The sequence below is a fragment of the Lentzea sp. NPDC055074 genome (genome assembly GCF_053608005.1).
In genome coordinates this window covers 190,021-204,484 of record NZ_JBSGUQ010000007.1, presented here as the reverse complement: position 1 = coordinate 204,484, position 14,464 = coordinate 190,021, and the positions used below count along the sequence as shown (strand labels likewise).

At 65.4% G+C, this 14,464-nt stretch carries 18 protein-coding genes; 11 read left to right on the top strand and 7 right to left on the bottom strand.

Going from position 1 to position 14,464, the window contains the following annotated elements:
• Positions 1–328: 328 nt before the first annotated feature.
• From ACWF7A_RS18935 to ACWF7A_RS18915, 5 genes are all read right to left on the bottom strand, one after another.
• Positions 329–730 carry a hypothetical protein gene (locus ACWF7A_RS18935; RefSeq protein ID WP_452251736.1) on the bottom strand — a complete coding sequence of 134 codons (402 nt, stop codon included), beginning with the start codon at positions 728–730 and terminating at the stop codon, positions 329–331.
• Positions 731–1,094: 364 nt separating this feature from the next.
• Positions 1,095–2,294, bottom strand: coding sequence for a pentapeptide repeat-containing protein (locus ACWF7A_RS18930; protein ID WP_452251735.1), 1,200 nt, complete (start codon positions 2,292–2,294; stop codon positions 1,095–1,097).
• 540 nt (positions 2,295–2,834) lie between these two features.
• Positions 2,835–3,005, bottom strand: coding sequence for a hypothetical protein (locus tag ACWF7A_RS18925; RefSeq protein WP_452251734.1), 171 nt, complete (start codon positions 3,003–3,005; stop codon positions 2,835–2,837).
• A 178-nt stretch (positions 3,006–3,183) separates the two neighbouring features.
• Positions 3,184–4,716, bottom strand: a complete 1,533-nt coding sequence (locus ACWF7A_RS18920) for a pentapeptide repeat-containing protein (RefSeq protein WP_452251733.1) — start codon at positions 4,714–4,716, stop codon at positions 3,184–3,186.
• Positions 4,717–5,016: 300 nt separating this feature from the next.
• On the bottom strand, positions 5,017–5,328 hold the full coding sequence (locus ACWF7A_RS18915) for a hypothetical protein (protein ID WP_452251732.1): 312 nt from the start codon (positions 5,326–5,328) through the stop codon (positions 5,017–5,019).
• A 166-nt stretch (positions 5,329–5,494) separates the two neighbouring features.
• Between ACWF7A_RS18915 and ACWF7A_RS18910 the strand changes: the two genes are divergently transcribed.
• Entirely contained in the window at positions 5,495–6,097 is a 603-nt protein-coding gene (locus tag ACWF7A_RS18910) for a hypothetical protein (protein WP_452251731.1), read from the top strand.
• Positions 6,098–6,202: 105 nt separating this feature from the next.
• Here the strand turns inward: ACWF7A_RS18910 and ACWF7A_RS18905 are convergent, their stop codons facing one another.
• Together ACWF7A_RS18905 and ACWF7A_RS18900 are read right to left on the bottom strand one after the other, a co-directional pair.
• Positions 6,203–6,874: a YdcF family protein gene (locus ACWF7A_RS18905; RefSeq protein WP_452251730.1), complete on the bottom strand. Its 672-nt coding sequence runs from the start codon at positions 6,872–6,874 to the stop codon at positions 6,203–6,205.
• 12 nt (positions 6,875–6,886) lie between these two features.
• Complete coding sequence (locus ACWF7A_RS18900) at positions 6,887–7,648, bottom strand: GntR family transcriptional regulator (RefSeq protein ID WP_452251729.1); 762 nt, start codon at positions 7,646–7,648, stop codon at positions 6,887–6,889.
• 152 nt (positions 7,649–7,800) lie between these two features.
• Between ACWF7A_RS18900 and ACWF7A_RS18895 the strand changes: the two genes are divergently transcribed.
• From ACWF7A_RS18895 to ssb, 10 genes are all read left to right on the top strand, one after another.
• Positions 7,801–8,061 (top strand): hypothetical protein, encoded by a 261-nt coding sequence (locus ACWF7A_RS18895; protein WP_452251728.1) that lies wholly within the window; start codon positions 7,801–7,803, stop codon positions 8,059–8,061.
• Entirely contained in the window at positions 8,058–8,387 is a 330-nt protein-coding gene (locus ACWF7A_RS18890) for a WhiB family transcriptional regulator (RefSeq protein WP_452251727.1), read from the top strand. Before ACWF7A_RS18895 ends, ACWF7A_RS18890 begins: the two co-directional genes overlap by 4 nt.
• Positions 8,387–8,773: a hypothetical protein gene (locus ACWF7A_RS18885; RefSeq protein WP_452251726.1), complete on the top strand. Its 387-nt coding sequence runs from the start codon at positions 8,387–8,389 to the stop codon at positions 8,771–8,773. Before ACWF7A_RS18890 ends, ACWF7A_RS18885 begins: the two co-directional genes overlap by 1 nt.
• Positions 8,773–8,982 (top strand): hypothetical protein, encoded by a 210-nt coding sequence (locus tag ACWF7A_RS18880; RefSeq protein WP_191300176.1) that lies wholly within the window; start codon positions 8,773–8,775, stop codon positions 8,980–8,982. The genes ACWF7A_RS18885 and ACWF7A_RS18880 overlap by 1 nt, the downstream gene beginning before the upstream one ends.
• Before the next feature lie 645 nt (positions 8,983–9,627).
• Positions 9,628–10,332 (top strand): hypothetical protein, encoded by a 705-nt coding sequence (locus tag ACWF7A_RS18875; RefSeq protein WP_452251725.1) that lies wholly within the window; start codon positions 9,628–9,630, stop codon positions 10,330–10,332.
• Positions 10,333–10,424: 92 nt separating this feature from the next.
• Complete coding sequence (locus ACWF7A_RS18870; RefSeq protein ID WP_452251724.1) at positions 10,425–10,778, top strand: hypothetical protein; 354 nt, start codon at positions 10,425–10,427, stop codon at positions 10,776–10,778.
• Positions 10,779–10,831: 53 nt separating this feature from the next.
• The gene (traB, locus tag ACWF7A_RS18865; protein ID WP_452251723.1) at positions 10,832–12,811 is read left to right on the top strand and encodes a plasmid transfer protein TraB; all 1,980 of its coding nucleotides are present in this window, start codon (positions 10,832–10,834) and stop codon (positions 12,809–12,811) included.
• A 191-nt stretch (positions 12,812–13,002) separates the two neighbouring features.
• Positions 13,003–13,491: a Pycsar system effector family protein gene (locus ACWF7A_RS18860; RefSeq protein ID WP_452251722.1), complete on the top strand. Its 489-nt coding sequence runs from the start codon at positions 13,003–13,005 to the stop codon at positions 13,489–13,491.
• Between the two features lie 17 nt (positions 13,492–13,508).
• Positions 13,509–13,976 carry a hypothetical protein gene (locus ACWF7A_RS18855; protein ID WP_452251721.1) on the top strand — a complete coding sequence of 156 codons (468 nt, stop codon included), beginning with the start codon at positions 13,509–13,511 and terminating at the stop codon, positions 13,974–13,976.
• 23 nt (positions 13,977–13,999) lie between these two features.
• Positions 14,000–14,455: a single-stranded DNA-binding protein gene (gene ssb, locus ACWF7A_RS18850; protein ID WP_452251720.1), complete on the top strand. Its 456-nt coding sequence runs from the start codon at positions 14,000–14,002 to the stop codon at positions 14,453–14,455.
• The last annotated feature ends 9 nt before the right edge of the window (positions 14,456–14,464 follow it).

Genomic DNA, 14,464 nt, shown 5'->3' with positions numbered 1-14,464 from the left:
TCCCGTCGCGCTCTCTGAAGCGCTGGACGTCCAGTTCGACGCTCCGGAAGGCAGGCTCGCCTGCCTTCCGGAGCGCGAGCTTGGCGTCCGGCGGGCGGCCGCCGAGGCCTCGCCGAACACGCGCTTGGTTTCGACCGCGCTCGACTTGGAAATGATCGTGCGCTAACGCCCAAGCGCGTCGTGGTGCGAAGCTCGATGTAACACGCTGGGCTCGTACTGGGGCATGACTATCGTCGGCTCCTCAGTCGGCGTAGATATCTAGCCGTGCTGGTTGATTTTCATTCCCTCCCACTGGCGTGAGATTTGAACCGTTTGATCTAATCGTAGGCTAGTAGGTCTCTACTGCGTTCCTGTTAATCTCCATCATACGCTTGGCGATATCGGCGATTTCCGTCTCGGCTGTCTCTATGGGTAGGTCAAAATGGCTTTCATGAAATTCTTCGTCGCGCTCCGACTCGAGGGTGACCTGCCACCCCTTGGGAGAGATAAAGAGCACTAGATCGATGGCATCGTCGGTTTCGCGTTCGACCCCCAAGAACTCCCTCGGATCTAGGTGAGCTGATTCTACCGGGACCTCATCTTCTTCGCGATAGGGCTGCCCAGGTTCCCAACCCTCAGGTTCTAGCCAATTTCCGCCTAGATAGGTAACGAAGTCATCCGAAGAGGAAAATTTCTTCAGCTCGGTGATGACGGTCATGATGCGCCGCGAGTATTCGTCGAGCTTGGACATGGCTCCCTACTTTACTGGTAACTAGACGGTGTGGCGACACCTGAGATCTCTGATGATCTCCTCGGTGTGAACTACCGGCATGAAGGTCATCTACGGTCTCTGTCGAGGTCAGACGGGTCGATGCGAGTCCCTCGCGGTCACCTTCGACCGATGCGGTTGCTGTACTTCGCTGCTGTGCAGCAGCGCCTCGACCGGTAGTTCGATCGCGTCGACCACCTGCCGGTTGTCCAGCACTCTGAGCACCACACTGCCAGCAACCAGCAAGGTGGGTTCAACCCGATGATCTCAAGCAACATGTCTCTGACCTGAGTGCGTGAGTGGCGCGGAGGTGGCTGCCGTTGCTGTCAACTGAGCACAACATCCGCTATTCGTCACCCTCGCCAGACTGGCTACCGTTACGAACGGATACAAGGTAGCCCCAGATCCCCTCTTGTCCTTCTATCACAGCTTCTTGCGGCGAATCTGGGCGAGTGACAAAGAATTGATCTGGCCAGCTTCTTAGTGGTTCTGGAAATACGCCGAGTCGAACTCGCGCCCTGTCGAAACTGGTTTGCCCCTCGAACGTCGCCTCGCCAAACCCGGTGCCTCCCTCGAACGTCGCCTCGTCAAACGAGGCGTCCTCGAACATCGCTCCACCGAACGTCGCGGACCCCTTGAACGTCGCCCTGTCGAACCCGACGCCCTCCTCGAACGTCGCCCCGCCGAACCAGGCGTCCTCGAACGTCGCCGAGCCGAACCCCGCGAACCTCTCGAACGTCGCCTCGCCGAACCTCGCATATCCGAACGTCGCCCTGCCGAACCAGGCGGTCCCCTCGAACGTCGCCCCGCCGAACGAGGCGGTTCCCTCGAACGTCGCCTCGCCGAAATCAGCTGTCCGAACGCGGCAATTCTCAAGGTCGAGTTCGGTGAGTGTTGCTCCGGTGAGATCGAGGTCAATGTTTTCCCAGAAGATTTCCGCTGGGTGGTCAGCGTCGCCTCCTGGGTGGAGATGCTTCGTGATAATGCGTTGCGCGGTAAGTCGTACTTCACGCTCCTGTATACGGCGTTCGTTCTCGGCGCGGTCCCCGGTCAGCCCTGCCTGCTCATCGGCCGGCGACTGGAAGGGCATCCGGAGATAGGAGCACAGCACGTTGACGATGGTCTGTCGTTGGTCCGGTACGTTCTGCGCCAGGCGTTCAAGCGCGTACATGCCGCCCAGGCGCACCGGGGCCTTCTCAGAGCCGAGCTGCTCCACCGCCTTGGTGTACAGCTCGGTTATCCGTCGTTCAGCAGCATCTTGCTCCTGGTGCGCTTGATCAATGTCCTTCTGCCGCAGTGCGATCTCTGCAGCTTGCTGCCTTCGGGCCGCCAACCACAACGCCGCCGCTCCCCCTGTGCCGATGACGATGGTTCCGGCTGTCTTGATCGCATCCAAGCGCGCCTTGTCGGCCTCCGTGCCGGTGCCGTATGCCAGGAGCAGCGCCGCCGCCACACCCGCCCCGACCACTACCAAGACCACTCCGAACCACACGATGGTCCTGGTAGATAGGACCTTGTAGGTTGGCCGGTCCTGCTGTTCTCTCATGAGAAGAGAATCGTTGGTCGACTACTGACGGTTACAACCGGGCTCTTTAAGTCAATAGAGGTGCTTCGCGCCATCCCGTCGACCATCCCTGGAGAACTGCCGCGCGGCGAGCGCATGTTTGATCCTTTGCGGACGCCTCCGGGGGCCGCAAGGCCCGCTTGGGCGCGCCCGCACTACAGGAGCGTCGGTCCTTCGCCGTCGGCCTGGCACCAACGGTCAGCGGCCCGCAGGGTCGCCTTGATGAAAAGAAGAGAAAGTTTGAATACCTGCGATTGCGCAGGATGCAGACTCCTTCGGTGTGAACGGCACCTGGCATGTCCCAGGATCACCACCGGAACTCAAGTATGGCGCGCTGAACTGGAGGTTCGTCTTGAGGCGTCCCAGCGTGTCTCATCGTGAGCGTCTTGGTGCGCGCTGTCCCGGCTACCGTTTCGGGTACAACAACTCCGGCGTGAGTCACGTTGTGGGTAGCGATTGGTCTAGCTGAGATGTATCGGAGCGGCGCCAACTCGTCATAGTGTCACGCAGACGGCAACTTGCTCACCTGCGTCCAGTAGCTAAACGCTCGGTCAGAACCTTGTAGGTCGGCTGGGTATTCTGAAACCGAGCCTCTCCGAAGCCGTGACGGCTCAGAAACTCGTCCTGTCCGATCTTGTCGCACTCGGCTATCGCAGCAAGCACGGCTGCCCTTGTGATGTCCTTCAATGCCATGACTTGAGCAGGTTAGAACGGTCCACCGTTACCCTAAGTCTGACCACTTGGGTGTGAACTGGCGACCAGACAGTCCATTAGAGTCTCCGCCGAGGTCAAGCAGGCTACGGTGGTCAATCACAATCGTCCGTGATCAGCATCATTGCTGTGTTGCTGCATGGCAAGCCGTTACCAAGTCCTACACCTGCGGCTTAGCTGACTTGGCGTCCGCGCTGCTGGGAGGACGTAGGTACCCCCACCTGCCGTTCTGATTTGATAGGTGTGAGTTTTCCTTGGTTGAGGGACCGACCACAACCAAGTCGGACGGCCAACTCCGCTCGATCTCCATAGAAACATCGATACGAACTCGTGCCTCGTTGAACACGACGTCCTGGCTGAATCGCGCCTTACTGAACTGGGCGGCCTCACTGAACTGCGCCTCGTTGAACCGGGCGGCTCCGCTAAATCCCGCCTCGCTGAACTCGGCGACCTTGGCGAACCGCGACCCGATGAATTCGGCGTTCTGCCTAAACCGTGCGTCGCTAAACCGGGCGGCCCCGACGAACTGCGCCTCGTTGAACCGGGCGGTTCCGCTGAACCCCGCCCCGTTGAACCAGACGTCGCGGCTGAACTGCACTCCGTTGAACCAGATGTCCCAGCTGAACTGCGCTTCGTTGAATCGGGCGGCCCCGATGAATCGCGCCTCGTTGAACCAGCCGGCCCCGGTGAACCCCGCCCCTAGGAACCGAGCCCCGACAAACCTGGCGTCCTCGCTGAACCGCGCCCTATCGAACAAGGCGACATCGCTGAACTCCGCCCCGCTGAACTCGGCAGTCCCGCTGAACCCTGCGCTGCTGAACACGGCAGTCCCGTTGAACCTTGCGGCGGCAAAGGAGGCAGTTCGGATTTGGCAATCGCGGAAGTCGAATTCTAAGAGTGTCGCGCCGGTGAGATCGAGGTCAATCTCAGTCCAGAATGTGTCGGCGGATCGGCTGTGTCCGTTAAACCTGCGCAGGTGTGTGGCTAGGATGCGCTGTGCAGTAAGGCGCACCTGGCGCTCCTGTTGTCGATGTCTGTTCTCTTCACCAGTTATGGGCCTAGTCGTTTCGGCAGTTGTACCCTTGACGCCGTCTGATGATGCGGTGGGCGTTTCGGGTTCGTCAGCCGTCGAATCGTCCTCGGTTGGCGGCAGGTAAGGCATTCGCAGGTAGGCGCATAACACGTTGACTATGGTTTGCCGCTGCCCCGGCACGTTCTGAGCCAGGCGTTCCAAAGCATACATACCGCCGAGTCGCACTGGAGCTTTCTCTGATCCGAGTTGCTCTACTGCCTTCGTGTAGAGGTCAGTGACGCGTCGTTCGGCAGCGTCGTGTTCGCTCTGGAGTGCTACCCGCTCTTGGTGAGCCTGCGTCGTCGCGGCTACCGACTCCGTGTGTGCCGCTACCCGTTCTTGGTGAGTTTGGTCCTTGTCCTTCTGGCGGAGTGCGATCTCCGATGTCTGTTGCCGACGGGCCGCCAGCCACAGTGCGGCAGCTCCTCCGGTGCCAACCACGATCGTGCCCGCAGTCTTGATCGCTTCTAGGCGCGCCTTGTCGGCGTCCGTGCCACTGCCGTAGGCCAGTAGGAGCCACACTGCCAAGCCAACTCCGGTGACCATCAAACCCATCGTGGCCCACACGATCGCGCGCGTCGACAACACTCGATACGCCGGGAATTTCTGCTCGTCGCCCACGAATCTCCAATCGCCGGCGGTGTGCTGCGAGTTACGCAATCACAAACCGCCACAACGCTCCGAGGCCCATCGTGCGGTGTTTCCCTCAAGGACAGCGCATGGCCAGTCGGCCCCTGCTACAGCGGGATGAGGTCTGTGAAGCGGCTGTAGTGCAGTTGGTGTGCCACAGTCGACCCTCATGACCTTTTCGCTGGTCACGAGTCAAGCTTTGAGTTGTGGCAGGTCGAGCGGCAACATGACAGCGCCAGTGCATTCTGGGCACAAGCCCCGGATCTGCGCGTGAAGTCGGTCGCATTCGAACTACAGCCGCAACGGCGCAGCCGGATCAACAGGCCGTGTCAGGACGTAGGCCATCGCCCCGACCTGCTCGCTCCAGTGGTGCACCACAGCGGCGACCCTCACCTGAGTGAACCCATCCGGGACTGCCGGTGATCCACTCATGATGTACTCGCCTACCTGCGGCACTACGTTCGCTTCGTAGTCGTCGACCAACCGCGCCGGCGTGTAGCTCAGCACGTGTTCGCCGCTTACGTCGTCCCAATGCGGCGACACGCTCTCGCTCTCCGCAACGAACACCAGCACATTCACGCCCAGCTTATGATCGTCTGCCACAAGGTCACCGTACGCACCGTTGCCTGCCAAGCCAGTGGAAGACTATCTGGCGAACCGTTCTTGGGGGTGTCATGGCTGACCGTGCTGCGGACGCACGTGACCTTGTTGAGCGAGAGGTACGAAACGGGAACCTCAGCGAGGTAGCTCAACGCGTCGCAGAAGGAAGATGAGCAGCAAGGTGTTTCCGCACGATCGCGACGACTGCGACAGCTGTCGCAGCTTCGATGCTGGTATGGCGGTTGACGTGCTCGATGACCACGGCGGGCTCGGGCAGCGCAGCCGCTGGTGTGAGCGTTGTGCAGGGCCGCTGCTCGCGCGGCTCGTGCTCCAGGGGCACACCGCGGTTGTTGCCCCACTCGATTCGCCGCTGCCTCGTCGGGAGAGCGTGGCCTCCGAAGTTCGACGTCGTCGCGACGCGGGTAAGCCCTCGTCGACGTGGAACGTCGACTTCGCGGTGGAGGTTCTGCGGCTGGCGCAGCCGTCCGCCTCGGTCTTCCTGCGGGCTCTGGTTGACGAGGGCGGCACCGCCAGCGCCGAGCGGCTCAAGGAGCGCACCAGCAGCGACAAGTTGCACCACATGACTCAGACGCTGAACACGGCGGCCAGATCACTGTGGGTCGGGCCGGTTCCGGGTGACGCGTCGCGGCTGTTCGTCGCGCAGCGACTACACGATCCGGACAACCCCCGTGACAAGACAGTGCGTGGCTACGCGTTGCCTGCTGAGCATGTGTCTATCTGGGATGAAGCCCTCCAGCGGCTCAACCGTTAGCTCACAGGAGTTGGTCACCATGGCGTGTATGACGGTTGGTCAAGTGCGCTTGGTGAACGTCTTAGCTGCTGAGGGCTCCAGGGCGTTGTCGTTGATCAGCAGCGGTTAGGGTTCCGGTGTGGGGATGAGGCGTTGGGTGTATCCGGCCTCCACGAGCCTGTTGAAGGCCTCCGTGACCTCATTCGGGATCTCCTGTGGAATCGCGTAGCCGGCTTCCGCGAAGAGACTCATCCGCTGTGTGTCACCCACCAACATGCTGATCACAAAGTCGACGTCGCCGATCCCTGCGACGTACTCATCGATCGGAGGCCGGTACGAGGTGCAGACGATGTCCAGCTCGGGCCATAGCTTCCTGCACGTCGCGTACGACCGCCGCTCCTGGTAGGGGCGTGAGACGAGCACGGCGGATGAGACCTCGATGCCGTTGGAGGCCAGGACCTTCTTGCTCAGTTCGAAGTTCTCTGCCGTGTTCGTTGCTTGCGTCTCGATCAGGATGCGCTCGTCCGGTACGCCTTGCTCCAGCGCGTACTCGCGATAGTGCACAGCTTCGCCGCGCGGGAACCTCTTGACGGTTGTCGGAGCGTTGGCGCCGGTGAACAGCAGTCGCGGAACGAAGCCGGCGTGGTAGAGCGCGACTGCGCGCAGGGCTACGCCGATGTCATGGCTGCCAAGTCCGATGCCGATGTCGGTTCGCCGGACTTCATGGCGCATGTCGTGGTAGTTCCACAGCGTCAGCACGTCGTCGCGAACCTCGTCAAGGATCGTCTTAGATGTCATTGGCGCAAGACCTCAATCGGGCATTGGGAAGCTGTACGACCACTCGAAACGGCTTGCCGCGTGCACGCCGCGGGCAAACTCGATGGGCACGTCGTCCTTGGTGAATGTCCGCCGCTTGAGGATCATCACTGGCTCGCCGGCGGGCAGTTCCAGCGTCTCAACCTCGTCGGGTGTCGGCATCCGGGCATGGAAGCTTTCGGTCATGTGGTCAGGCTCGAGACCCTGCAGCGTCAGGACGGCGAAACCGCCACCGGGTGTAGCTGGGCCTGGCTTCGGGTCGACTAGAGGTGTGCCCTCGACGTGGACCGGGTTGTAGTAGCTCGTCAGGGTGTGAGTCGGCGTGCCAGCGTCTTTGACGAGCCGTGCTCGCTCGTAGACCATCGCGCCCGGCTCAAGGTTCAAGGCTGCGGCGATCTCCTCATCAGCTTTGACCTCGCGGACGGCGTTCGTCTGATCTCCAGGCTTCCACTGCCGCCCGGAAGCCTCGCGGTCTGCGGCGAACGCGACAAGCCCGAACTTCCACTTGCTTTTCGCATAGCGCTCGACTCCGAGGCGCTTCATCGGAGGACGTTCACGGACCACTGTGCCGCGTCGACGGACAGAGTCGACTAGGCCCTCTGCTTCAAGCACGGCAACGGCCTTGCGCACGGTGTTGATGTTCACCCCGCGCTCGGTAGCGATGTCTTCCTGCTTGGGCAACGTGGTTCCTGGCGGGTAGTCGCCCGCATGGATCGCTTCCCGCAGCACTGCGGCCAGCTCGCGGTAGCCGGTCAAGCTCACCTCCTCGGTGTGGACGAATAACTCTATCTCTACACGACTCTGACCAGCGACTTTATCAGATAGAGCTATCTCTATTGACAACTCCTCTCGTGTCTGCCGTAATAGAGATAGTTCTAACCGGTGTTGGTCAGTCTCAGGAGGTAGCCATGTCGCTTCGGTCTCTCGCAGAGGTCCTGCGGGCCGATCAGTTGTCGCTGATCCAGTTGGACGTCATCGAGGACGCGGGCCCGCTTTCAGACCTCGACCTGCTGGCCGATGCGCTGGCCGAGGCGCGTGCGGCACGGGAGAGCGGCGAGATCTTGGGTCCTGAGGTCGACGAGTTGACCTTGCGCCGGGCTGAACGCCGCGCCCGCCTGTCGGACGGCAGCCGGGAGCACAACGCGCTGGTGTTGGGCGGTGTGGCATGAAGACGGCCCGCGAGATCGAGAAGGCCCGTGTAGAGCACTCGCTGAGCAGGCACAACGGGCTGTACCAGCTGCTGACGAACCTGCCGGGCACGAACTTTGGTGGCCACCCCGCGTGCGCCGACGACGACCCGGAGCTGTTCTTCCCTGAGCCCGGTCAGGTAACGCAGATCAGCGACGCGAAGTCGGTGTGCGCGGCCTGCCCGATCCGCACGGCGTGCGTGTCCTACGCGCTGCGGCACGGAGTGCAGGGCGTGTGGGGCGGGACCACCGAAGAGGAGCGCCGCGAGATCCACCGCGCGGACCGGACCAGGAAGGCGGCGGCCTGATGAGGGTGGAAATCACTCCGGCGTTGCGGCAGGCCGCGCACCTCATGGCACTGGCGCAGCACCTGACGAGGCACCCCGACCTGAGCCCGGTCAACGTCCACGAGCGTGGCGGCGACGAGGCGCAGCAGATCCAGGTTCGTCGCGGGTCCGCCGCCCGCATGTTGGTGGAGTGGGCGGACAGCTTGAGCGAGCCGCACGTGCGAGTCCGGCGCATCGAAGACGAGGCGTTCGTCTACGTGTCGGGCGGAGCGCCGGCGATGCAGGTGGAGGTGTGGACGACCGTGCCGGGACTGCTCGAACACCTCGGCTGGAAGTCCGCCGAGAAGACCCGCCTGGTTGCGGTGGAGGAGTTGCGGATGTTCGCCGCGGTCGAGGGGGTGGCGTGATGAGGTTCTTCGCGACGTTGCCGTTGGGTGCGTTCTGGACGCTGGTCAAGCTGGTGTTCTGGGCTGTGGTGATCGGCCTGTTCTGTTACTTGGCGTTGCCGGAGTCGTTGCTGCCGTTGGCTTTCACGGGTCTGGGCGGTTTCGTACTGGCGATGGCATTGGTGCTCAAGGCGGTCACGAAGTCGCGCTCGGGGCGGGGTGAGCGGTGATGACGCTGCTGGACCGCAAGGCCGTGCGGATCGCGGCGAGTACCGAATCGGAGATCCGACGCGCGGACGCCGCGGCGACGCGGTCGCTGGAGGCACAGCGCGCGGAGATCGAGCTGGCCCGTGAGCGTGCGGCGGACGAGCGTGCGGAACGCCTGGCGCGCAACGAGGATCGGCGTGCGGACCGCGCTCGCAAGTACGCAGAGAGCCAGGAGCGCAAGGCCGAACGGCTGGTGCGGGCTGAACAGCGCCGGGTGCAGCGTGCAGCCTGGTCTGCGCGGGTGACGGGGTGGTTGGCGGACCGGGTGATCGTGGTCCCGATCGTGCTGGCGATGGTTGGCGCGTGGTGGGGGCAGTTCCAGCTGTTCAGTCAGCGGCTCGGCTGGCCGGCGCCGCTGGCCGCTGCCGCGGCGACGGGTATCGAGTGCATCGGGTTCGTGTGCGGCCGGTTGGCACACGTGGCCCGGCAGCCCGTCGAGGTGGCTGGCGAGGTCGCGGTGACGCGGGATGACTCCGCGTGGGTGGAGCGCCTGGTGATGTGGCTCGTGGTCGGGTACGCGGCCGGGTCGAACTGGGCGCACTCGGGTGACCCGACGGTGGGCGTGTTGTCGATCGTCGGTGTGGCGGTGTGGGAGACCCGCGAACGCCGTGCGCACCGCCAGGCGCTCGCGGTGGCCGGTCGGCTGCCGGCGCGGCGCCCGCGGTTCGGTGCGGTGGGTGCGCTATCCGATGTGGACGTGGCGGGCATGGTCGGTCGCCCTGCGGCACGGCCTGACCGACGCGACCGACGCTCTTGCCGCCGCGGACCGCGAGGCGACCGAACAGCGCGCCCGCCGGACCGCGAACAAGGCTCTTGGCTGGAGGGCGCGGCGCCGGTTCGGTCGCGTCGTGGCCGCCCGGATCGAGGCGACCGACGAGGAACGCCGGCGTGCGGCCAAACAGGTCCTCCGCGAGGCAGAGCAGGTGACCGGGGCAGCCACACTGCTGTTCGGTCCGGCTGCTCTCCGGCAGCAGGCGACCGGCGCGGCCGGGCCGCGGCCGACCAGCGACAACGCCACCGACGACCGCGACGACGAGGGGCATGGCTGGTCGCGTCGGTTCGGGTGGCTGCGGGTGGCCGGTCGCAGCGACCACGAGGCGACCAAGGCCACCAGGGTTGAGCCCGTGGTGATCGACGGTGTGGACATCACGGACCTCATGCCCGCCGCCCGTCAGGCCGCGACCGAGCTGGGCGACCGGCTCTCCCGCGACGCCCTGTGTGACGCCCTGCGTGCAGCTGGGTTGTCGGTCGGGGGCAAGCGCCGCAAGGCGGTCTATGACGCGGTGCTGGCCGAACGCGACCGGGCTGCATGACCGGCGGGGTGCGGCACCCACACCCGCGGTGGGTGCCGTGCCTGGCAGGCCAGAGCAGTCGGCAGGCCACAGTCCCGAGAAGGGGAAGGCACATGAGCAAGCAACTGACCTTCGGTGAGCCGGAGTTCTTCGCCAGCTCCCACATCCACGACTACTGCAACAACGTGCGCGGCCTGATCCGCCCGTTGGTGAGCGAGCTGCACGTGAGCGCGGAGGAGATGGAAGCGGCGCTCAAGCACGTGAAGTCGGTCAACCCGCACGCGTTCGGTCTGGACTCGCGGGTGCGGGCCAAGCTCGTCGCCGCGCACCTGCGCCGCGCGTCGGAGGCGGCGGAGGTGATCTGCGCGTCGGCGGTGCGCACCTACCTGAGCTTCCGCAAGCACTACGTCGCCGAGATCGACATGACCGCCAAGAACCGCGGCAAGAACTTCCAGTTCGACAAGTAGGACGTCGCGAAACCGTTGGTACCGCGAGGAAACCGCACGGAAGGGAGAGATCAGTGGGAAGCAGGCGGATGGCAGGCGGCGACCTCGCGGCCAGCAACTCCGAGCAGGGCTACTACGTCCCGCGCAACTACGTGGGCAGCAAGGTCGCCCCGTACCTGGGGCAGTGGATGCTCATGCTGCTCGCGTGGCCGGTCGGGGCGCTGACGCACTGGATGATGGCCGACTCCGCGCAGCTGCCGTGGCTGACGCCGGGTCTGGCCGTGATGGGTGCGGTTCTCGCTGGTGTGGCGTGGAAAGCGGGCGGCACCCGGTCGCCGATCACGCAGACGCACGCCGCGGTGACGGTGCTGATCGGCACCGGGTGGATGGTTGCCTGCGCGATCACCGCGCCGTGGACGAACCCGCTGTTCGGACTGTGGCTCTACGGCGGCGCGGGCCTCGCGATCTCGTGGAACATCCGCCGGGCCATGCGCGGCGGTGGTGACGGGGACACCACGGGCGGGCTGTTCGAGAAGGTCAAGCTCGCCGGGGTGAAGACGAAGGCGATCGAGGTGGCCCCGAACAAGGTCACCGCGGCGCTTGCGCTGCCTGCGGGGGAGATCGCGGTGGAGGACGTGCAGGGCGCGGCGAACAAGCTGGCCGGCGCGCTGCGGCTGCACAAGGGCGCGGTGCGGATCAGCGGCGACCCCGACGACCTGTCGCAGGCCACCATGACGATCGTCCCCAACGATGTGCTGCGCCACCCGCAGGCCTGGCCCGGCCCGTCGGCGCCCGGTGGATCCATTGTGGAGCCGCTGGTTCCGGGACTGTACGAGGACAACGAGCCCGTTCAGCTGTGGCTGCCCGGTGACAAGAAGACCGCCCGCCAGCTCACCCACGTGCAGGTCAACGGAATGAACGGCTCGGGCAAGTCGCACGGCGCCAAGATCGCGTGGACCGAGATTGCCACCAGGCGGGACGTGGTGCTGATCGTGCTCGACCCGTCCAAGGGGGAGCAGACCGTCGGGTTCCTCGGGGACAACGTGCACACCGTGACCGGGCACAAGGAGTGCGCGCAGTTCATCACCCGCGTTCCCGCGGTCATCACCGAACAGGCCTCCCAGCTGGGCAAGTGGGGCTTTGACCAGTGGGTGCCGCGGGCCTACGCGGAGCACGACCTGCCGTTCATCGTGCTGTGGATCGAAGAGGCCTCGCGCGTGCTCGAAGACGCCGCGACGCTCACGACGATCGCCGAAGAAGCCCGCTCCGCCGGCATCTCCGTCGTGCTGTCGCAGCAGAAGTCGAGCTTCCGCCGAATGAGCACCGACATCCGTTCGCAGCTGGGTGCGGGCTGGTGCTTCGGCGTCAACGAAGCCGCCGACGCCGGGTTCTGCCTGTCCGACGAGGTCATGGAGGCCGGGGCGGCACCGGAGCGGTGGAAGAACCGCCGTGCGGGCGCGTTCTACCTGGAGGCGCCCGGTATTGAGGAGGACCGGATGGTCATGCCCGCCCGCACGTTCGCCACCACCGACGCCGACATGTCCGCGGCCATCACCGACTGTCGCGACGTGCGCGCCGCGCTGTGGCCGCGCACCGCCGAACTGCTCGGACTGTCTGTCCGCCCGGCGGGAACCGCCGCTGCGCCGGCGGGTATCCGCAAGGACTTCGCGCCGCTGCACAGCCTGGAGTCCATGCCCAACATCACCGACGAGGAAGCATCCACCCCGCTCGCTCTGCCGTCCGACCCGGAGTCCGATCTGGACGGCGACATGGACACCGAGTTGCCCGACGACATCGGAATGGACCTGCCGACCGGGCGCCCGCCGCGCCGTGTAGCTCGGGATCGCCTGCGCCGCATCGTGGAGAAGCTCGTGGCCGACGGCCGCCAGGAGATCACCGTCCGGGACCTGCCCGACCCCGAGACCACCTTCGGCCGTGGCCGGTCGTGGGTCTCGGGTGAGCTGGCCGCCCTGGTCCGCGACGGCGTCCTGGACGAGGTCGGCACCGACGGCAAGGCCACCGTCTACCGCCCCGCCCGCGACCACGCAGCGTGACACCTAGCGGGCACCTGACGTCGCAGCACGTCACCTGACGTCAGGCGCCCGCACTCCCGCCCAATGCGCGCGGGTGCGCGCGTGCGCGCGAAACCCCATTCATAACACCGTTTCTGACAACAGCTGACGACACGTCGGCCTGGTTCCGCACACCCAAAATCAGCTACCCAGAGTCACCACTGGAGGGCGTCATGAGCAGCACCGAGTTCATCGCAGTCCCCGTCGAACAGCACGACACCACGGCCGTGACGGCGGCAGAACTGGACGTGCGCGACGAGCTGCGCCGCACCGACACCAAGGCGATCGGACTGCTCGGCTTGTTCGGCGTCACGCTGGCCGGCCTGCTCGCGCTGATCGCCGCGAACCCCAGCACGTTCGCCACCGTCCTACTGCGACTCGCGGCCGGTCCCATCGGCGCATCGGTAGTGGTGCTGCTGCTCGTCCTGCGCCCGGTGATCCTCCGCGCCGGCGCCCACGGATTCCCCCGCTGGTCGACCTACCGCAAGCAGCCGGAAGCACTGCTCGAAGACCTGACCGCGCAAGGTTCCCTGCTCTGCCGAGTCGACGTCCTGGCCGACCTCTCCGCCGTCCTGATTACCAAGTACCGGCGCATCCGCCTGGCGGTGCACCTGCTGCTCACCGGCCTCGCCCTGCTCGCCTTCGCCTCATTCACCGCCTGAGCACAGGGGAGCCCACCATGACGACCGCCGCACAACAGGCCGTGTTCGAGATCGAGACCCTGGCGCACCACGAGGCCGCGCACGCCGTGATCGCCCTCGTCGGTGGCGGCACCGCCCCGAAGGTGCGGATCTGGCAGGCCAGCCCGACCCGGTGGCGCGGCTGGACCGACATGACGTTCGACGAGACCCCCGAGGGCGACCAGGCCGCCGCGCTCGCGCTGCTGGCCGGCGTCCCCGCCGAACGATTCTGGCTCGAAACCCACCACGTTCCGCGCGCCCGCTGGCCGCACGACGTCGAGAGCAGCGGCGCCTACGACCGGCAGATGGTCCACGAGTGCCTGGCCCGCATCCCGCGAGACCAGCGCCCCGCCTTCCACACCATGCAGGGCAAGGCCGAACGCCTCGTCGTCGCGCACTGGGACCGCATCACCGACCTGGCCGCGCGCCTGGCCGCCGACAACACGATCCACCACGTCACCCGCTGAACCACCGAGAAAGGGACACGATCATGGCCGGTCTTCCCGAGGTCACCGTCGCTGGAACCCTCACCGCAGACCCCGAGTTGCGGTTCACGCAGTCTGGTATCGCGGTCGCGAACTTCACCGTGGCGTCCAACGAACGCCGCCGCGACCCGCAGTCCGGGCAGTGGGTCGACGGCGACGCGACGTTCCTGCGCTGCACGCTGTGGCGCCAGCCCGCCGAGAACCTCGTCAACTCCGTCAGCAAGGGCGCGCGAGTCCTGGTCACCGGGACGCTGCGGCAGCGCAACTTCGAGCACGAGGGCCAGAAGCGCACCGTGCTGGAGCTGGACGTCACCGAGTGCGGGCCGTCGGTGCGCTGGGCCACCGCGAAGGTCACCAAGGTCTCCCGCACCGACGGCAACGGTGCCAGCCCGGCTGCGGACGCCTGGGGCAGCGCCCCGCCCGCGGGCGGTTCCGGGTTCGCCGACGAGCCGCCGTTCTGATCGGGCCGG

Coding starts and splice junctions, on each gene's coding strand:
- ACWF7A_RS18905 (WP_452251730.1), bottom strand. CDS start 6,874: ATGACATCTAAGACGATCCTTGACGAGGTTCGCGACGACGTGCTGACG.
- ssb (WP_452251720.1), top strand. CDS start 14,000: ATGGCCGGTCTTCCCGAGGTCACCGTCGCTGGAACCCTCACCGCAGAC.
- ACWF7A_RS18935 (WP_452251736.1), bottom strand. CDS start 730: ATGTCCAAGCTCGACGAATACTCGCGGCGCATCATGACCGTCATCACC.
- ACWF7A_RS18880 (WP_191300176.1), top strand. CDS start 8,773: ATGAGGTTCTTCGCGACGTTGCCGTTGGGTGCGTTCTGGACGCTGGTC.
- ACWF7A_RS18885 (WP_452251726.1), top strand. CDS start 8,387: ATGAGGGTGGAAATCACTCCGGCGTTGCGGCAGGCCGCGCACCTCATG.
- ACWF7A_RS18890 (WP_452251727.1), top strand. CDS start 8,058: ATGAAGACGGCCCGCGAGATCGAGAAGGCCCGTGTAGAGCACTCGCTG.
- ACWF7A_RS18895 (WP_452251728.1), top strand. CDS start 7,801: ATGTCGCTTCGGTCTCTCGCAGAGGTCCTGCGGGCCGATCAGTTGTCG.
- ACWF7A_RS18860 (WP_452251722.1), top strand. CDS start 13,003: ATGAGCAGCACCGAGTTCATCGCAGTCCCCGTCGAACAGCACGACACC.
- ACWF7A_RS18930 (WP_452251735.1), bottom strand. CDS start 2,294: ATGAGAGAACAGCAGGACCGGCCAACCTACAAGGTCCTATCTACCAGG.
- ACWF7A_RS18855 (WP_452251721.1), top strand. CDS start 13,509: ATGACGACCGCCGCACAACAGGCCGTGTTCGAGATCGAGACCCTGGCG.
- ACWF7A_RS18925 (WP_452251734.1), bottom strand. CDS start 3,005: ATGGCATTGAAGGACATCACAAGGGCAGCCGTGCTTGCTGCGATAGCC.
- ACWF7A_RS18870 (WP_452251724.1), top strand. CDS start 10,425: ATGAGCAAGCAACTGACCTTCGGTGAGCCGGAGTTCTTCGCCAGCTCC.
- ACWF7A_RS18910 (WP_452251731.1), top strand. CDS start 5,495: ATGAGCAGCAAGGTGTTTCCGCACGATCGCGACGACTGCGACAGCTGT.